Source organism: Tyzzerella sp. An114 (assembly GCF_002161055.1).
GTDB lineage: Bacteria > Bacillota > Clostridia > Lachnospirales > Anaerotignaceae > Fimicola > Fimicola cottocaccae.
Window position 1 is genome coordinate 236,652 of record NZ_NFLT01000004.1, and the last position, 19,383, is coordinate 256,034.

At 27.1% G+C, this 19,383-nt stretch carries 13 protein-coding genes; 12 read left to right on the forward strand and 1 reads right to left on the reverse strand.

Translation table 11 applies throughout. The features are described 5' to 3' along the window. The first annotated feature begins 17 nt into the window (after positions 1–17). From B5E58_RS05685 to B5E58_RS05715, 7 genes are all read left to right on the forward strand, one after another. On the forward strand, positions 18–2,654 hold the full coding sequence (locus B5E58_RS05685; RefSeq protein WP_158097677.1) for a vWA domain-containing protein: 2,637 nt from the start codon (positions 18–20) through the stop codon (positions 2,652–2,654). Positions 2,655–2,668: 14 nt separating this feature from the next. Beyond that, positions 2,669–4,255 carry a hypothetical protein gene (locus B5E58_RS05690; protein WP_088108719.1) on the forward strand — a complete coding sequence of 529 codons (1,587 nt, stop codon included), beginning with the start codon at positions 2,669–2,671 and terminating at the stop codon, positions 4,253–4,255. A 24-nt stretch (positions 4,256–4,279) separates the two neighbouring features. Beyond that, positions 4,280–7,438 carry a coiled-coil domain-containing protein gene (locus tag B5E58_RS05695; RefSeq protein ID WP_088108720.1) on the forward strand — a complete coding sequence of 1,053 codons (3,159 nt, stop codon included), beginning with the start codon at positions 4,280–4,282 and terminating at the stop codon, positions 7,436–7,438. A gap of 16 nt (positions 7,439–7,454) precedes the next feature. Further along, a complete protein-coding gene (locus B5E58_RS05700) occupies positions 7,455–9,107 on the forward strand; it encodes a helix-turn-helix domain-containing protein (RefSeq protein ID WP_088108721.1) in 1,653 nt (550 codons plus the stop codon). 86 nt (positions 9,108–9,193) lie between these two features. After that, a complete protein-coding gene (locus B5E58_RS05705) occupies positions 9,194–9,820 on the forward strand; it encodes a hypothetical protein (protein WP_088108722.1) in 627 nt (208 codons plus the stop codon). 29 nt (positions 9,821–9,849) lie between these two features. Then, a complete protein-coding gene (locus tag B5E58_RS05710; protein WP_088108723.1) occupies positions 9,850–11,256 on the forward strand; it encodes an FtsW/RodA/SpoVE family cell cycle protein in 1,407 nt (468 codons plus the stop codon). Beyond that, positions 11,180–12,691, forward strand: a complete 1,512-nt coding sequence (locus B5E58_RS05715; RefSeq protein WP_158097678.1) for a penicillin-binding transpeptidase domain-containing protein — start codon at positions 11,180–11,182, stop codon at positions 12,689–12,691. Before B5E58_RS05710 ends, B5E58_RS05715 begins: the two co-directional genes overlap by 77 nt. 1 nt (position 12,692) lies before the next feature. Here the strand turns inward: B5E58_RS05715 and B5E58_RS05720 are convergent, their stop codons facing one another. Continuing rightward, positions 12,693–13,505: a protein kinase domain-containing protein gene (locus tag B5E58_RS05720; protein WP_158097679.1), complete on the reverse strand. Its 813-nt coding sequence runs from the start codon at positions 13,503–13,505 to the stop codon at positions 12,693–12,695. A 73-nt stretch (positions 13,506–13,578) separates the two neighbouring features. On the opposite strand from B5E58_RS05720, the gene B5E58_RS05725 reads away from it, so the two are divergent. The 5 genes from B5E58_RS05725 to B5E58_RS05745 all read left to right on the forward strand — a co-directional run. Continuing rightward, positions 13,579–14,394, forward strand: coding sequence for a PP2C family protein-serine/threonine phosphatase (locus B5E58_RS05725; protein ID WP_088108726.1), 816 nt, complete (start codon positions 13,579–13,581; stop codon positions 14,392–14,394). Continuing rightward, the gene (locus B5E58_RS05730) at positions 14,391–15,608 is read left to right on the forward strand and encodes a protein kinase domain-containing protein (RefSeq protein ID WP_158097680.1); all 1,218 of its coding nucleotides are present in this window, start codon (positions 14,391–14,393) and stop codon (positions 15,606–15,608) included. The genes B5E58_RS05725 and B5E58_RS05730 overlap by 4 nt, the downstream gene beginning before the upstream one ends. A 15-nt stretch (positions 15,609–15,623) precedes the next feature. Next, a complete protein-coding gene (locus B5E58_RS05735) occupies positions 15,624–16,664 on the forward strand; it encodes a vWA domain-containing protein (protein WP_088108728.1) in 1,041 nt (346 codons plus the stop codon). Positions 16,665–16,676: 12 nt separating this feature from the next. Beyond that, complete coding sequence (locus B5E58_RS05740; RefSeq protein ID WP_088108729.1) at positions 16,677–17,219, forward strand: hypothetical protein; 543 nt, start codon at positions 16,677–16,679, stop codon at positions 17,217–17,219. A gap of 27 nt (positions 17,220–17,246) precedes the next feature. After that, positions 17,247–19,383: hypothetical protein (locus B5E58_RS05745; protein WP_143597240.1), on the forward strand; the 2,137-nt coding region annotated here is incomplete at its 3' end.

Here is a 19,383-nt window from a genome sequence, read left to right on the forward strand (position 1 = left end):
ATAAGGAGGAACTATTTATGAAATTAAAAAGAAAAAAGAAGGTGTCATTGATATATTTGTTTATGGCAATAATAATTGCTTTAACAAGTATTCAAAGTGCAGCACTTACAAAAAATTGTTTTGCAGAGGAGAATAAAGAGGTTTCTTATTCTGACAATGCAGTTTTGCCTAGCAATATCAATACAACAGGCTATGATGTTATTATAGTTGCTGACAATAGTGGCAGTGTTTGGAGTCAGCAAGCTATAAGAGACCAAGCATTAAGAAATATTGCAAATCTTGCTGTTGGTTCTGATATACGTATTGGCGGTGTATATTTTGGAGATTATGTTTCAAAAATGTTAAGCCTTACACCAATGGAAAAAGAAGAAGATATTAAAACGGTTATGGATTTTTTTAATATGACAGAACAAAATGAAAATAATCGTGGAACAAATATAGGTGAGGCTCTTGAAGTTGCAAGCACACCTTTTGAAAACCAAAATATATCAAGAAAACCTATAATTATACTTTTTAGTGATGGCATAAATGAAAATTCAAATGGCGATGAAAATTATAAAAATTTGGCAGATAATAAAACTTTAGAACAGGTTAAATTGTTACAGGGAAAAAATATTCCTATATACTGTGTATATCTTCAAAAAGATAGAAATGATGAGGAATATTTAAAAAATCTTGTTGACTATTTTGATGAAAATAATTCCTATGAAAATGAAAGATTTAAAAAGGTTACAGATAGTGAAATAGGAAATCTCTCTGAGGAGTTTGCACATATTTTTTATTCTATTCAAAATGATATGAAATATAGAGAAATAAGTGTTGACTCAACAGGTAAAATGACATTTTATGTGCCTTCTTTGGGTGTTAAAAAACTTCAATTATATCTTGAAAATGATAGTAACTATACTGTAAAACTTAACTCACCTAGTGGAAATAATAATGGTGTCAAAGAGTGGACTAATGAGAAAAGTACATATATTTCAGTTGAAAATCCTGAAATTGGAGAGTGGACTTTAGAAGTTTATGGAGATTTTAAAGAAAATACAAAGGGAACTATTGCATATTACACTTCACTCTATGCTAATGCTGAGATTGTAAATTCAAATGATGATGAAAATATTTACAGAAATCAGCCTCAAAAAATGCAGGTTAGATTTTTTGACCAAAATAAAAATCAAATAGAAATAGACCAAGCAACACAAGTTACAGCTACTATAAGTAATATAAATGATGAAGGCGAAAATAAAACAGAAAGTTTGACTTTTAAAAATGATAATGGAATTTATGTAAGTAATGAATTTGTTTTTGAAGATTATGGAGAGTACAAATATGCAATCCATGTTACTTATGAAGATTTTATTGATTTGTATTATACAACAGATGAAACTATAAAAATCGAAAGTCGTCCTCTTGTTACTCATGATAAAAACGGTGTATTTTTATCAAGAGGAGGAGAAAATGGTAAACAGTTTACATTTAAAACATCAGATTTATATTCTGACCCTGATAATGATAGTGTAAAAATTGAAAGTGTAGCACAGTTAAACGAAGATAATAAAGTTACTGTAATTGAAAAAGACGGTTTTATTACTGTAACATCAGAAAAAGGTGGAAATGTAAAATTTGCCCTTAATATTGTAGATGTTTCCGGTATGACTGCTGTTGTCAATTTGGAAGGATATGTGATTGATTTGAATACAGTTAATTTAATTGGAGGAATTATAATTGCTATTATAGTAATAGTATTAGCGATTGTAATTTATAGAATAACAAAGAAAAGAAGTTTAGAAAAAAGATTATATTCTGGAAGAACACAGGCTGAGGATAACAATAAAAAATTTGAGACTGTTTATAAAAAATATGAAGATATTTTAAAAGATGCTGTGGAATTAAAAGAAAAATTTCAAACAAGTATTGATAATCTTCGTGATTTATGTGAAGAAGAACTTATGGAGGAACAAAAAGAAGATTTTGGAGTAAATAAATATATTAATTATTTATATGAAGTTGAAAAAATTAGTAAACTTAATAATATTGAAGAAAAAATTGAAAACAGAAAATCTATAAATGATATAAATATTGATGATATTTTAAATACAGTTATTCCTTTTAATATATCAGATATTCAAAAATATGTTGATGATGTTGAAAAATATAATGATGATATGGAAGATTTATTATTATCAATGAGAAATGATATAGAGGAGTATAAAAAGAGTGTAGAAGCACTTTCAAGTGAAGTTGAAATTATAAGCAGTACATATTGTGACATACTTGTTATGGTTTCAACAGAAATAAAATGTGACCTTGTTCTTGAGTGGAAAAATTACATAGGTTCAATGGAATGTATTAAAAACGGAGAGTATATACAGGGAAGTTATAGTCTTGATAATGTTGAACTTCTTTCAATGGATAAAAAATTCTCAATTAAAGATATTTTGAAAAATGAGAGCACAGGAATTTTTGTATATGGCTATGAAGATGATGAAAACGGAAAAGAAGGTCTTGAACTTAGAAGTATAAAACCTTTTAGAATTAAAAATGCCGCATCAGGCGGAGAAGGCAAAAAAGTTAATAGAGCAATTTTATTAAAGGGTGAGGAGTATAAACTTACACCGGAATATGCCGGAACATTTTTGATAAAGGTTAAATAATGGAGGTATATACAATGGGAAATAATAAATTAAATTTTTGTCCCTATGAAACAGATATTTCAACTAAAAAATTTAAAAGTATAGATATGACAAATCTTGCCTATGAAATTATTTTTATGAAACCTTATAATTTTGATGTTCTTAGAAATACAATTCTTGCAGGTAAGACAGATATAATTAAAAAAGGTGAAGATGTTAAATTAAAACTTTTATATAATGATAATTCAGTTCATTATATGCTTTGGGCAGCCCCTAAAGGTGGCGTAAGTGGTATTTCAAGACTACTTAAAGCCATAGATGAAAGTAATGAAAAAACTGATATAAATCCGGAAGATGAGTATGAAGGTGTAAATTTTGATGATACAAATATTCCTCTTGAATATGAAATTGAAGAAAGTAGCGGAAGTTATGTTATAAGTTTTGCCACAGACTCTATTTTTGGAAAAATACCTATAATGAAAGCTGTACCATGTTGTCCAAACTGTCATATGAGATTGCCTGTTGGTTGGGTTAATGCTGAAGAATTTTGTCCTATATCTCTTTTAGGTAGAACTGGAGGAGGAAAGACAACATATAAATTGTCTTTAATGGCTAATGAATGGGACGCTTTGAGAAATATAAAAAGTGGTTGGATTATAAATGCAGCCCATGAGACAGCAGAAGGCTTTGATTATTGGTATACACAGCTTTCAAGAGCTGCAAAAATTATGGCAGTTGAAAATGGAGAGTGTCCTCCTAATACACAGACAGAAAAATGGGTTTCACCTTTATTTATGGCTTTAAATATAAATGGACATAAAATGATAGTTGGATTATATGATAATTCTGGTGAAACTTTAAAAGAAATGACATCAATGGACCCAAGAATTATTCTTTTGTCAAATATGTATGCCCATATTTATATTATTGAGCCTGAACAGATGCCTTTAAAACTTAGAGATAATAAAGAAGAAAATTTTGAAGACAAAAAATATTTTGAAGATGTTGAGATAATGACTGTTGAAGAACAGGGAGCTTTTCAAAAAGAAAATATGGGGAAAATGGTAAGAGCTATTGATTTAATTAATCCTCCTAAATCTCAAAAAAATAAAATTGAGCATAAAGAAGATGTTTTGAGTATGCTTAAAAATTATCAGAGACTTTTGCAACAAATGGGTGTTATTGACAGAATGAAAAATCAACATTTATGTGCAACAGTAATTAAATGTGACCTTTTAGAAGGTTTGTCGGAAATGGAAAGTATAAATCATTCACAATTTTTATTTCAACATGGCAGACCAAGTGACATATTTAATTTGAGAAGAGCTAGAGAGGAAATTATTGAAGAATTATTTAAAAAATATGTGTTTATAAGAGATGAACAGTCTGATTTCATTGAAGGGGCTATGGGTTCTTATTCTTATCACTGTGTAAGTGCATTGGGCTGTGATACATATGTTACAAATGAAGACCGTGAAATTATAGAGTTTATACAGGGAAAAGAAGTAAAAGGTATTGAAAATATGAAAATAAATCGTCTTAAAGGTGAGTATAACCCTATTCGTGTTGCAGAGCCTCTTGCTTACTGTCTTGAAAAGAAAATAAAGGAATGTGGTTGGTAAAAAACTTTTGGGGGAGGTTTTTAGATGAATTTTGAACAGGCATTTTATACATGGGGTGAAAACCAGCTAAGTCGATATAAAAGAGGGCTTGGAGTATGTGCAACAAGTAATATGAATTCAAATTTTCTTGATAATTGCCTAGTTCTAGGTTCTGCTTTTCAGTCAGAAACTTCTGATAGAACTGCTGAGTTTACATTGTATTCACCTGAATTTGGTTCTTTTGTTGGTGTTGGTATAAGCCCTAGAGAGGGCGGTGGAGATGGTAGAGTAAATAAATTGTGCCATTTCTTTATACCAAAAGAACAACAAAATATAGAAGAACCTGAAAATTATATTATTAATTATCCATATATAAGAGAAATTAAAGACGGTAAAATACTTGATATGGCAGAAATTGAACCGGCTTTATATGATTATAATGAAATTATTAATAAGTATGGTTTGAAGGGCAAAAAACTTGCCCTTCTTCTTTATAGTATATATCCTTGTATGTTTGGTGAGGTTAGCAATTTAGCTTTTATTATTGATAAAAGTGAATACAGTGAAGATATGTATTCTCAAATTGCTAGAGATATTACCTGGCTTTTAAGTAATCTTGTTCCTGAACAGGGTGAGAAATCTGAAGTTTATAGAAAAAGGCTTTCTTATGGTGTTTATACAACAAAAAATATTGAGGCTGTAACTTTTATTTTTACTGATAATACACTTCTTTGTCATAATAATTTTTATTTGAATGGAAATGAACAAAGTTATTGTGATATTGATATTCCAGAAATTTATTACACTATGGCAGAGTATGCAGAAATTTCAAAGGAAGCTTTTTTTGAATTTATGGATGAAATACTTTCAAATCAATATAATCAAAAACTTCAGTTGAATGATTTGTCAATGCTTTATTATTTTTGGAAACTTAAAAAAGGAAAAGAAGTTTCTCTTTATGATTTAAAAGAAGAAATAAATACACTTTTAAATAAAGCTGAAAAATCAAAATGGAACAGAGAATTTATAATAATGTTTTTAAAACAGGTTAAAAGTCTTGATAATTCTGAAATTGTGAATTTTTGGACTCGTTTTATAATACCTCAAATGAAAGTTTATGATAATATGGGGGATTATGATAAAAATTCTATTGATGAGGCTACTGCACATCTTATATGTGCCATGTTTGATGAAAACAGAAATAATTATAAAAAGTTTTTATTAAACTTAAATGCTACTCAAAGGAAAAAAATATTAAATTTAATATATAGTGAGCCTTGTTCATGTGTTGAAAGAGAGATTGAAAGCATAAATACTGTAAAAGATTTTTTTGATTGTGTTGAATTATATAGTTTACTTGATGAAAATGAAAGATTTGCAAATTGTATAATTGATAAAGCTAAAACATTTTATGAGAATGAAACTGGTTCTGTGAGAAAATCAATTACAGATACAATGATTAAAAGTAATGTTTTTAAGAAAATATGGCTTGATTGGATTACAGAAAAAATAGACAGTTTCTCTACTGTTGAAAGTTATATTGATTATATTAAAAATGAAATTGACAGAATAGAAATTTCTTTTGCACAAAAATATTATTATAAACTTTTACAGTTAGCCAAAGAAATATATGTTTCTGATGATGAAAAAGAAAAAAGTGTTATTTTTTATGAGGAAAGTATTCGCCGTATGTATTCAAGAGGACTTTCAAGGGATACTGTTGAAAGTTTTAAGATTTTGAAAAAAGAGTGGGATATAAGAAAAACAATAGGGCGATTGATAGAAGAAAATTTATATCAGTTAGTTGAGAGAACTCCTTCTACATTGAATTATAGAAAATGTAGAGAAAAATGGATTGATTGTATATGCGATAGATTAGAAAATGAAGAAGATGTATCAGAGCATATATATCAAAAACTTCTCAATAATATGGTTGATATAGTTAATATGACTTCTGATAACAGTGAAGAGTATATTGATAAAAGTATTGTTTCTAAGTATGAAGATGCTTTGTGGATGGCTGCTGGCAAAAAAGATAGAAAAACTTGTCTTGAATGGCGTATGGTTTTCCAAATGTATCAGCTTAGCAAAAATAAATATATTAAACTCAAAATGTTTTGGCAGGATATAAATATTTTTGATGATATGGATATTATTGATAGTATTGTATCATCAAGAAATGATTTGAAAGATATATCAAATAAAATATCATATATTGATGAGCCGGAACAGTGCTATCTCAATAGAAACCTTTATAAAATTTGGAAGGGTATTAAAGAAGACAATATTATTTCAAAAAAATCTTTTATGTTTTTAGATAATAAAATTTGTCAACGTTATTTTAGTCAAATTAAATGTTTTTTACAAAAACAACAGACAGAAATTTTAGAAAGACAATATAATTCAGACTGTAAGTATGCTGTTATAAATTATCTCTATTTACAACAATTTATGGAAGAAAAGAAATTTGTTGAAGAAAAAAATGCTAGAAAGAGATTTAAGGAATATAGAAAGATTATTGAAAGTAATAAATCATTTATAGATATGGTGTTAAACACAAATTATAATTTATATGATGATTGGATTAAAAAACGTGGTAATGAAATTAAATTGTTTTTTAATATGGTTTCATATCCCGAAGTTACATTTGAAAACATTAAAGAGACAAAACAATTTTTAAGAAAAATAAGAGATGTTTTTGGAAAAGATGATATCCCCGAAATAGATAATATAGTGAAAGGGTATGATAATGTTATGGCACAAATAGAAGATGAGTTTTCAAATATTGATTTTCAAATTAAAGAAAATAAAAAATATATTGATGCCATTGATGATGAGATAAATTATAAAATGGAACAGATAAATGATTTGAAAAAAGAAATTGAAAATCTAAATAATGAGCGTATTAAGTATAACAAAAATATTGAAAGTCTTTCTAATAGAAAAACAAAAATTAAAAATGATATTGATGATACACCTTATTGGAGTTCTAGAAGTTATGAGCATAATTTAGATATTGAAAACAATAAAAAAGTTTATGAACATAATGATATAAAACATGAACATATTGACAAAATAGAAAAAATTGAAAGACCTATACATCATAAAGAAGAATTTAAAAAGCCTGATTTTGATATTAAACCTAAAAATCAAAATATTACAGATAGAATTCCTAATGTTATAAATATAGATGAGTATGAATGATTGAGGAATGATTAAAATGAAAGCAGATATACAAAAAGAAGATATGGACTATACAGAGTATATTGGCTGGATTATGTCAATTCGCAGTAAGTACAATTTACCTCAAGAGGAGTTTGGTAAAAAGATATGTCACTTTGTTCAGAAAAACGGTGAGGAAGTGTGTGTTTCCTGTCATAGAAATACTATAAGAAATTGGGAGAGTGGAAGAAGTATTCCTTTGAGTGTTGAAACTTTTGTTTCTTTGGCTCTTGTGGATTATAGCGGAAGTTGTTCAAAGGTTGTGGATATGTCATTGTCAAAAAGGCGTGAAAGATACCGCTATGTTAAAAAAATGATGATGAAATACTGGGGAAGGAGTTTATATTGTAGAAATATAAACGATGCTCTTTTGATTGAGGCTATAAGAGGTGTTTTCTCTATGGAGGAACTTCCTGAAATTAGACGAGAGATGAACAAAATTATTGAAGATGTAACTCTTGAACTTGAGGAAAAAAAGCAGTATTCAATAGAGAAAATGACAGAGAATTTAGAAGCATCTCTTATGAAAGTTGAGACAAAAGATGACTTTATAGAAGTTGTAAAAAGCAATAAGATTTTCTTTTATCTTGGTAATCGTACCGTTGGGGAAAGAATTGTTAAAATGTATGAAACATCTGAAAACACTCCTAAAGATTTAGATTTTAAAGAGGCTGTTTTTCTATATGCTCCAAAATATATGGACAGTTATGGAAAAATATTTTCAAGTGATATAAACGTGTCTAGAAGTTGGCTTTTAGATTTTTGTATTCATATGCGTTTTTCAAGAAAAGAAATAAATGAAGTTTTGGACAATGCAGGTATGATGAAACTTGTGAACACTAAAAAAAGCATGGAGTACTATATAAGAGAAAGCGGAAAGACAAGTATAGGCACTGTTAAATGGTATGAAAATAAAGCTTTCAACAATATTTATGGTTTTGAGATAAGATATATTGATATTAAAAATCTATCCCTTCAATATAAGTTGGCTTTTTTAACTCTTACGGCATGTTCTCTGTGTGGAGAAGACCAAATTTTAAGGCGTGTACCTTTAGATTATTTTTTAGAATATTTTGTTCAGAAAGAAGAAGGCAGACAAATTTTAGAAAACATGAGAAATATACTTAAAAAATATACTGAAAAAGTAAAACATGATACTAAAGGTGTATTTGAAAATCATGTGGCGGATTTACATTGTATTATTGAAAATATAGTACAAAACTTAAAATATAATTTTGAAAATAAATTTTTATGTGAATATAAAGATGAGTTTTCACGATATTTTAATATTCCTCAGTCAAAATATTCAGGTAAAACAGCTCTTGAATATGCAAATAAAATACGTTTTTTCGCCTGTGTAAGCTATTCTGTAATTACAGGTAAATTATATACAGGAAATATTGATGAGAATGATTTTAAAACTCTTGAATATGAACTTGTTGGGTTTGAAAATAAAAATGAAAAAATGAGAAAACCTTATTATTTTATGAGCTTACTTTGGACTATGTTTCTTGGAAGTGAGAAAATACATTGGGATTTTGAGGAAGGTTTTTATATTGTAAGAGAAGATAATAAAAATACTATGGTTATTGATATGAAAGAAATACTTGAAGATATTACAGCTACATGGTGTATTTCTGAAGGATTATAATGCACAAAGTGTCGTTTTTTACAACTTAACTTTTTCATTGTATTATTTTTTTACAAAATAAAAATATACATAGGAGGAGTTAAGTTATGATTGGAAAAATTATTACAGCTATTATTATAGTAGTTATTATATCATTATTTATATTTTTATTTAAAGATTCAAATATTAAAGATTTTTTTAATATAAAAAAAATATTTGCTTCTAAAAAGCCTAAAGTTGTTTTGGCAGATGAGCCTATTATAAAAGTTAAAACAAAAAATGAACCTTATGTTGAATATGTTATGACAAAACCTGTTTTTACAATAGGAAGTGGTTTTAGTTGCGACTTGGTTATAAATGATAGTGATGAGGCAGATTTTAAAGTTAATAAAAATATTTTTGAGAAAAAACATCTCATAATAAGAAAAATAAAAGAGAGTAATGATATATACTTTACAATTACAAATTTAGGAAAAGTAAATACAACAGAATATCTTATGGAAAAAAGATATGTCTATATGGATTTTAAAGATGAAATAGAACTTGAAGGAAGAAGTGCTTTCTATGTAGGTGATGTTAAAATTGTAGTTTTGACACCTGAGACAATTCATTATGTTGAAAAAAGTGATATTGACCACTCTAAAAATAATGAAAATAAAAATAATACAACAAAAATAAAAAAATTAATGACAGACTCAAATAGAGTTTATGATATTGATGATATTGTTGTATAAATTTTTATGTTTGAAAGGAAGTTGAAGCTATGAATAAAAATATTGTTAGCTTTAAAAATAAAACTTACATAGGAAATAATGAAATAAAAACATTAAAACTTTTAGCCTTTTTGGAATTGTGCTTTATAATATATTCTTTTTTTAAAGGTACAGGCATTTTCTTTATACAGATTGCTATTGTGCTTGTACCTATGAGCCTTTTGGGTTGTATGGCTGTGTTTAGATTTGGTGGCGACAAATACCTCCTGATTGTTGTAATACTCCTTCTGAACTTCGGCTTTTTGATACAAATGATGTCACAAGATAATATTTCGGGGATTTATTTCAGTGCTATGATAAAATGTCTCTCCTCATTTTTGATAGCTCTCATAGCCTCTATACTGTTTAAAAAATTTTCAAATATTATTTCAATGGACATTATGATTTATGTTCTCACAGCCATACAATCTTTATTTATAATAGTTTTGTATATTTGGGGAATTACTGTTGGTAATATGGAAGGGGCAGGAGCAAAAATAAATATTGATTTTGGTTTATTTGTTTTTCAGCCCCTTGAAGTTGTAAAAGTTATATATGTTTTTGTTAGTTCTATAATTTTTTGTAAAGAGGAAAGAGTTTATGACAAAATAATGTTTATGCCTAGAGAACTTTATTTTGTTTTATATAATTTTTTAATATCTTTAGCAATGATTAAATTTTCAGAATTTGGAACTCTTTTAATAATGGCTTTAACAGGTTTTATTATGATGATTATATATAGTACAAATAGAAAAACAGTTAAATTATTTTCTGTTGTAATGCCCGTTTTAACTGTTTTAGGAGTTATTGCAATTATATTTATAAATCCAACACAAGGCTGGCTTGGAAAGTTATATGGAAGATTTAGATACTTTTTGACACCGGAAGTTGATTATATGAACACAGGATATCATGGTGTTCAAATTAGAAAAGCATTGACTGTTGGAGGTCTTCTTGGACCTGACTCTAATAGATATATAGTTAATATTCCAAATAGTGAAAGTGATATGGTTTTTTCAAATCTTATTCAACATTGCGGAATAATAATGGGAATACTTTTAATTTTTACTTTTATTATTTTACTTGTAAGAGGAATTGAAATAGCAAGAAAATGTATAGATAGTTATTTTAGCGGTCTTGCTATGGGTTTTACATTATTGATAGTAATTGAAAGTATTGTACATATTGGATATAATATTGGGATTTTACCCATAACAGGTATACCTCTTTATGGTGTATCTCAAGGTTTTACAGCAACAACAACTTATATGATTATGATTGCTATAATACTTACTATATCCACAGAGACTACCGAAAGGAGCAGTTATGATGAAAAAGTATTTGAAAAAAACATGGGAAAAACTTTCAAAGGCTTTTTGCCAGGAAGAAGAAAATTCAAAACAAAAAATCAATACTAGATTACATAAAGTATATTTTGTTTTAGGTTTAATTATGATTATGGAGATTGGTGTATTATATATAAATTCTGGTGTTGTTACAGGAATAAATAAAAAAGCTGATAAATATAAAATAGCTGCCATTACTGAAGCTGATATTAATACAATTGCTGCTGGAGATATATTTGATAGAAATGGAGTTACCATTGTAAAATCAGAAGTTCCAAAAGAAGGTAGTGTTTATAATAGTGCTTATATTGATGATTATGCTTACTCACAAGTTATAGGATATACAGGTAAAACTAAATCTGTAAGAGGATTTGATGTTGTTGAAGAACAAGGCAGAGATTATCGTTTAATGAAGCTTTATAATGAGGAGCTTTATGAAACTTCTAATATTAATGGTAACAAGGGAAGTAGTTTAAATATTACTATTGACCATAACATACAAATGAAAGTTATGGAATTACTTTTGAATGAAATGACTATTGAAGACAGAGGCTCAGCTGTTGTTCTTGATGCAAAAACAGGAGAAGTTTTATCAATGGTATCTTTGCCAAGTTTTAATGTTAATAATATTAATGAAGGTATTAAAACAATGGAAAGTTTTGATAAAGAAAAAGAAATATACTATCCTATAACTCATAAAGGTGCAGAGGTTATGGGTAGTATATTTAAGATTATAACAGATGTAAGTATTATTGACAGTGGACAAGAAAATTTTACAGCTGTTGATAGTAATTTTAAAATAGGTGATACAGATATTGTAAACGATTATGGTTCTGTTGGTGATACTATAAATTATCATGAAGCCACTGTTCGTTCATCAAATGTTTTCTTTGCTAAAGCTGTTTTGGCTGACGGTGGACAGGCTTTAAATGAAACTGCTGAAAAATTTATGATAGGAAAAGATATTGAGTTGGATTTTGGCACTATAAATAGTAATTGGGATTTAGATTTATCAAACAATTTGGATTTAGCATATACAGCCTTTGGTCAGGGTAAAACTCTTTCTTCAACTATTGTTGCTGCTATGATGACACAGGCTATTGCAAATGATGGTGTAATGTTAAAGCCTTATATGATAAAGTCAATAGTGAGAGATGACGGAAAAGTTTTACAGGAAGGCAAAACAGAGGTTTTAAGTGAAGTTACTTCCTATGAAACCGCTAATAAAGTTACAGAAGCTATGAAAGATGCTGTAAAATCATATATAAAAAGTGTTGAAGGTGAAGAAAATAAAGAAATATACAGAAAATATAATGTTGCCGGAAAAACAGGAACAGGACAGCGTGGAGATGAGAATAATACAAATAATGCATGGTTTGTAAGTTTTGCTCCGGCAGATGACCCTAAATATGTTGTTGTTGTAAATCAGATATGTACTACAAAATATGGTATTAAAATGATGGATACAGCTGCCGGTATATATGAATATTTGTTTAATCAAAATTGATTTATATATTATTGATTTCTTGTTTCAAATAGTTTTGTAGACGGTTATTCCACTCTGTAAGGTATTTTAAATAATCAAAATCATTGGATTTTTCAAGGTCTCTTGCCTCCTCTATGATAGTTTTGATTTCCTCCTGTTCCTTACAGAGTGTGAAATCCAAAAGTATTCCAAAATTATATCTAAAAAATTTTAAAGTTTCTTCGGATTTTTCATTCTCTGTGTGGAAACAGTTATTATAATCTATATTTCCAAAATAAAAAAGTCGTGTGAAAAATAATTGTACCGCATTTAATAAAGCTAAAGAATAGGGCAAATCAGGCTTCATACGACGGTCAATTTTTTTCCATGGAGTATTTTTGTTTATAATATATATATGAGTGAAATCTATAAGTTTTATATCAAAGTTTTTATTTGTAATTATTATGTTTTTGGGATTTAGGTCGAAATATAAAACACCTTTTTTTGCTAATATATAAATAGCTTCATAAATCTGTTGACATATATGAGATAGTATTTCAAGAGGAAATATAATTTGAGGACTGTTTTTGTAATTGTTTTGGGCTCTCTCAAGAATACTTTCTAATGTGACACCTTTTATATATTCCATAACAATAAAGGGCGGTTTATCTTTGTTTATACTGTAACCATAATATTTTGGAAAAAATTTATTTCCGTTTAATGAGTGCATTAATTTGTATTCATAAAAAAATGCTTTTCTGTACTCATAGCTATTTGTTTTGCAAAATTTATAAAGTCTACCTTTATTATCAATTGAAAATTTACAGTCATTTGAATATAAATTAATATTTTTCAAAACAATCACCCCAATTATTTTATTTATTCAATATAGCATAATATAGGTGGGTGTTCAAGAAAAGAGGTATAATATGTCAAGTTATAAAATATTTAGCCGAAGCGAAAAATCAAGAGACAAAGAACATAAAGTCAATGAAGATTGTTATATATATACTGAATATTGTTTTATGAATGATGAGAGAATTAAAATTTTGGCTGTTGCCGATGGTATGGGAGGACTTTCTGATGGAGAAAAAGCCTCCTTTCATGCTGTGGAAGGTTTTTCAAAAGAATTTTATAGACTTGTTTTAAATTCTTATATGACAAGCCAATATGATAATTTTTCAATGACACATTATGCAGATAGGCTTGAAGAAATAATAAAAAATGCATTCTGTGAAGCTAACAGAAATGTATGTAAAAATGCTAATCCTTTTGCAGAGACAGGAACAACTTTAAGTGTTGTTGTAATATTAAGTGATTATGCTTTAGTGGCTAATGTGGGGGACTCTCCTGTTTATTATTATAATTCATATACAGATGAATTTAAAATGGTTTCAAAGATACACACTAGAGCTGAAAAAAATGTTGAAATGGGAATTTATGATAGATATTCAAAAGAGTATTACGCCAATAGTCATATAGTTTATAAAAGTTTGGGAGAAAAAGAAGAACTTAATGAAAATGATATATATGTTAATACTATTGGTTATATACGTGAAAAAGATATGTTTATTTTAGGCACTGATGGTGCTTTTGGACTGTTGAAAGAAGGAGAAATATTTAGAGTTATAAAAGAAACAAAATATAGCCAAGCCTTAAAAAATCTTTTTTCTGAAGCTCGTGTTGATAAAAATGACGACCAGACAGCTATTATGTACTGTGTATGTGGGGAGGAAGAATTATGAGCAGACTTTTAAGAGATGATTGTATATATATAGGTTCTGAAAAATACTATCGTCTTATAGAAAATTCCAAAGAAAAAAAGCGTACTTTCTGTACAACATGGTCTGCTGTTGTTGAAGATGTAAAAAGTTTTAAAAAATATTTTTTAAAATATACTATGAAATATGATAAAGAGGGAATTTCTGTTTTAAAAAAAGAAAGTCAGTTTAAAATGTATTACCCTTATATTGAGCATATATATGGAGATTTTTGGGGAATAGATGATGATGATAATGAAATTTATGGCGTTTTAGGTGAATATATAGAAGGAATGACAATGAGGGAGTATAGGGAGAAATATAAAATTATAAGTGATGAAAAAATATTTCGCTATATGCTTCAACTTTTATATTCCGTTAGACATTATACTGATTTTATAAAAGATGACCCTTATGTTCATAGAGATTTAAAACCGGATAATATTATGATAAATACTAAATATGATAAAGCCATGATAATTGATTTTGATTGGGCTCATATTTATAAAAGTACAGATACACAGAGACAAGAAACTATTGGAGGTACTTTTGGATATTCAGACCCAAGAGCTTATCAATCTAACATTACAGATATTAAAATGGATATATATGCATTAGGTAGAGTGTTCTTTTTTTGGCTTAAGGGAAGGGATTATTTTTCAGAAGATGAATGTAAAATGTATAGACACTTTAGTTGTGATGATTTAGCATATAGCTTTGATAAAGAGAGACTTCCTGAAAAATATAAACAAGAAAAGTACTGTAAACTTATAAAAATTATTTCTAAAATGGTTGATTTCCCTGAAAAAAGATATGGTAAAATATCGGACATTATAGATGATATGAAAAAATTCTTGATAGAGTTTTTTGAGGGAATAGAAAATTATCAGTCTATATTTGGAGATAATACAATTTTAAGAATACCGGAAGATAGATATATTAAAGATGCTGTTACAGTGGGATATTGTTGTTCTAGTGATAATAAAAGAATTTCTGTTTCCTTAGAGGAGTATAGAATGCATGATATAATTGTTGAAGGACAAATTATTATGTGTATATATAATATTAAAGGTTCTGTATATTACGTTCCTATAAGTCCTAAAATTGAGAAAAAAACAGAGTATGACGATGATACATACAGAATTTCTGACGGTGATATATTTTATTATGATGATAAAGTGATTGATTTTATTATGTAGTTGGGGGGTATCTATATGAATATAAAAAATATTATAAAAAGTTTTTCAAAAGAGGAAAAAATACTTTATGGAAGTATGTCTAAAAGTGAACAAGAAAATTTTATAAAAAATAGAATGGATAAAAAAGAAAGCGGAAGAACTGTTGATGAAGATGATATAACTGAAAATTCTGATAAGTTTTCAGATGAAAGTTTTAATGAAAATTCCGATAAAAATTTAGATAGTGATTTAGAATGTTTTGAGGAAGATAAAATATTTAATGAGATTTTTTCCAATGATTTAGATTTTAAAGAATTTAATGAAGAATATGAAAATAATGTTGTTGAAAATACAATAAAGTATGACAGTGACTTAAAATATGATGAAAAATCAGAGTATAAAAATTATGAAAAACAAACTGATAATAATTTTGAGACTAAAAATAATATTTATAATGATATTAATTTAGTTTTTGCAATAGATACAACTTTTTCTTTTTCAAAAATATTTAAGGCTGTCTATGCATCTTTAAATACAGTTATGAATTTAATGAAAAATATGAAGGCAGAACACCCTAGTCTTCGTATAGGATATGGTTTAACACTTTTTGGTGAGAGTATAGAACAGAAAAAATATAATGGAAGCTATTTTACAAATGATGAATATGAGTTTTTGGAAAGTTTAAAAAATATTGTATTTTTTGGTGGAAGCTCTGACGGAAAAGAGAACATAAATGAAGGAATTGAAATGGCAATACGTACTGTTGAAAATTATAGTGATGAAAATACAAACAGAGGAATTATAGTTTTGACAGATTCTATGCCTGAAAATATAAAGCCTGATTTTAGAGTTTTAGATAACTGTAAAAATAGAGGTCTTAGATTTGCTGTTGTTTATGCCAATACAAATAAATATATACCTGCTTTTAAACTTATTGATGGTGAGGGAGATATTACAGAAAATCATAAAAATACAGGGGATATTATGAGTATTGAAAATATTTTAACTTTTGATGGTGCTGAGAAAATGAAAGAACTTGTTGCAAGGATAATGTATCAGACATCAGTTAATCATTAGAGGTGATTTTATATGTCATTAGATGATTTTAATGAGGATTATACAATTAAAAATAAAGTTAAAAATGTAGTGGTTTGTATTTATCCTGAAGCTATAAGTGAAACAAATCAAAGTCATATTAATAGAACACTTGAGCAGATACAAATAAATCTTTTAAAATCTTCTAACAGTAATGAAAAAACAGAAATAGCCTTTGTGTTTGGTGAAAAAGTTGTATGTGCTGTTGATTTTAAAGAACTTGATGATAATATAACATACTATTTGGATTATGTTAAAAAGTCCGCTAGCCTTTATCATATTTGGTTTATGGGAATGGCTTTACTTGAAAATAAATATAAAATAGATAAAAAAATGGGAATTGTATCAGAAAATTATTTTTATATTTTAACTGATAGACCTTTTAGAAGAATAGACTCTGCAAATATACTGGCAACTCCTAGATTTCATGATTTTGATAAAACAATTATACTTATAAAAAGTGAAAATGGTGGAGGAGGAAGCCTTGAAGATTATATAGAACAAAATGGTAGAGTTTATATTGATACAGACTATTAATATATTAATAGTATTGGGGGGATATATATGGCATTAAAATTTAAAGCTACGGTTGTTGATAATATAGATTGTTCGCAGTTGATTTTAGGAAAATCAATAGTTGAGAGACTTGAAATTTATTCTGAAAGTGAAGAATATATTATTTTAAGAATTTATTCAGAGCCGGACTTTATGTATGAATATTTAGAAAAAATACATATTAAACCGGGAACTACAATTTTTGAAAATCTTAATATGAACTTTAATGAAAGTATTTATGATTATAAAGAATTTAAAATCAATATTGAGATTTCAAAAGTTGATTGTCCTGAAAATATAATTGAACTTAAAGATTTTAATGTCCATATAAATTCTTATGAAGATGATATTGAATATAAAGACAATGAAAATACATTATATGATACATTGGATAATACATTAGACAATACAGATAATATTATACTTGAACATAATATTGTAAAAAATATAATTGATGAGTCTGTAAATTGGGAAGAAGATAATAAATATAATATTTATAAAGTATATCCTTTTAAGTCTGACAGCTCCCAGTCTGAAGTTGTAGAGAGTGCCTTTAAAAATGAAATTACAGTTGTAAAAGGCGGAAAATCTATGGGAAAGATTAATGTTATTTCAAATATTGTTGGAACAGCTGTTGAAAAGGGACAGAAAATATTATTTATATCTGAAAATAAATCTAATATTTCGGATTTTAAAAATACTGTTGAATGTATTGGTGGAAATAATTTTACTATTGAATTGAAAGATGATGAAACATTTTTTAATGATTTTATAGAAAATATAGAGCATATATTTAATATTTTAGATAATTGTGAAAGTTATTGTTATGAAAATGTTGGAAATGAAAAAAGATATAATGATACAATAGAGAAAATAAAACAGTACTACGATGTTATGACAAAAAAAGGTCAGTGTGGTAAATCTCTAGAAGAATTATATCAAATGTATGAGAATTACAGTGAAAATGTATTTGATATTAAATGTAATATTGATAGTAGTGTTGATATTGAAGAGGGAACAGATATAATAGAAGGCTTTTCTCAGATATTAAAAATATGCGGTGTCAATGATACAAGATATATGAAATATATTCGATATAATGACATGAATATAGATGATAAAAAAGAAGCCTTTAATATTGTAAAAGAGGTTATATTTGAATGTGAAAAATTAATTTCTGCTGTAAAGGAATTTGAAAAATACATAGGTTTAAATGACACAGTTTCTGATAAAGAAGCTATTAAAAGAACTATACTTTATGCTTCATTAATTTTAAAATGTCCTGTAATAGGTGATGATTTTGATTTTGAAGATATTAAAAATCCAAAAGAGGACTCTATAAAAAATAGAATGACTACTCTTGTTGATATTATAAGCAGAAAAAAATCTATGAAATTAAGCTCTAAAAATGCTGAAAAAGAGTTGGAACAGTATCTTAAAGAAGGCGTTGGAACTGATAGGGCTAACAGTATTTTGGAAAATGATACATCAGATGAGATAAAAGAAGAAATATCAAAAATCAGTATGAAATCATTTATTATGGGTGGAAGAAAAAGTGAGTATGCTGAAAAAAAAGAAAAATATTATTCTTTCTTAAACTTAATGAATGATAAAATTGAAAAAAGACCTGAAAATGAAAAAATTTGTATTAAAGATGTTATAAATAATATTATTAGAGGAAAAGACACTGATATAATAAATAAATCAGTTGAAATTATAGATATTTATAAAAAATATAATAAAATTCAAAGTGTTGCAGAAAAAATGGTATTATCAAATATTGATGATTTTGAAAAAGATTATCCAAAAGAACTTAGACTGGTACTTTTTAAAGAGTTTGAAAAAATTTATAATAACGGAGAAGGTCTTGAGATATATCAAAATTTTAAAGAACAGGGAAAAAATTGTGGTCTTTATGATTTTATGGTTCAGATTGAAAATGAAATTAAAAAAGGTACAATATATTTTGATGATATTGTTGATATATTTAGAAAATGTTGGTGTAGTTCAAATATTAAAAATATTCAAAATGAATTTTCTGATTTAAAAAATTTTAATTTCATTGACTATCTGAACCATAAAATCATAAAGACCACAATTTTTTCCCTGTTCTTTAAAATTTTGATATATCTCAAGACCTTCTCCG

Excerpts from the sequence above, each read along its gene's own strand:
- B5E58_RS05740 (WP_088108729.1), top strand. The coding sequence starts at position 16,677 with ATGTCATTAGATGATTTTAATGAGGATTATACAATTAAAAATAAAGTT.
- B5E58_RS05735 (WP_088108728.1), top strand. The coding sequence starts at position 15,624 with ATGAATATAAAAAATATTATAAAAAGTTTTTCAAAAGAGGAAAAAATA.
- B5E58_RS05725 (WP_088108726.1), top strand. The coding sequence starts at position 13,579 with ATGTCAAGTTATAAAATATTTAGCCGAAGCGAAAAATCAAGAGACAAA.
- B5E58_RS05700 (WP_088108721.1), top strand. The coding sequence starts at position 7,455 with ATGAAAGCAGATATACAAAAAGAAGATATGGACTATACAGAGTATATT.
- B5E58_RS05690 (WP_088108719.1), top strand. The coding sequence starts at position 2,669 with ATGGGAAATAATAAATTAAATTTTTGTCCCTATGAAACAGATATTTCA.
- B5E58_RS05705 (WP_088108722.1), top strand. The coding sequence starts at position 9,194 with ATGATTGGAAAAATTATTACAGCTATTATTATAGTAGTTATTATATCA.
- B5E58_RS05710 (WP_088108723.1), top strand. The coding sequence starts at position 9,850 with ATGAATAAAAATATTGTTAGCTTTAAAAATAAAACTTACATAGGAAAT.
- B5E58_RS05730 (WP_158097680.1), top strand. The coding sequence starts at position 14,391 with ATGAGCAGACTTTTAAGAGATGATTGTATATATATAGGTTCTGAAAAA.
- B5E58_RS05695 (WP_088108720.1), top strand. The coding sequence starts at position 4,280 with ATGAATTTTGAACAGGCATTTTATACATGGGGTGAAAACCAGCTAAGT.
- B5E58_RS05685 (WP_158097677.1), top strand. The coding sequence starts at position 18 with ATGAAATTAAAAAGAAAAAAGAAGGTGTCATTGATATATTTGTTTATG.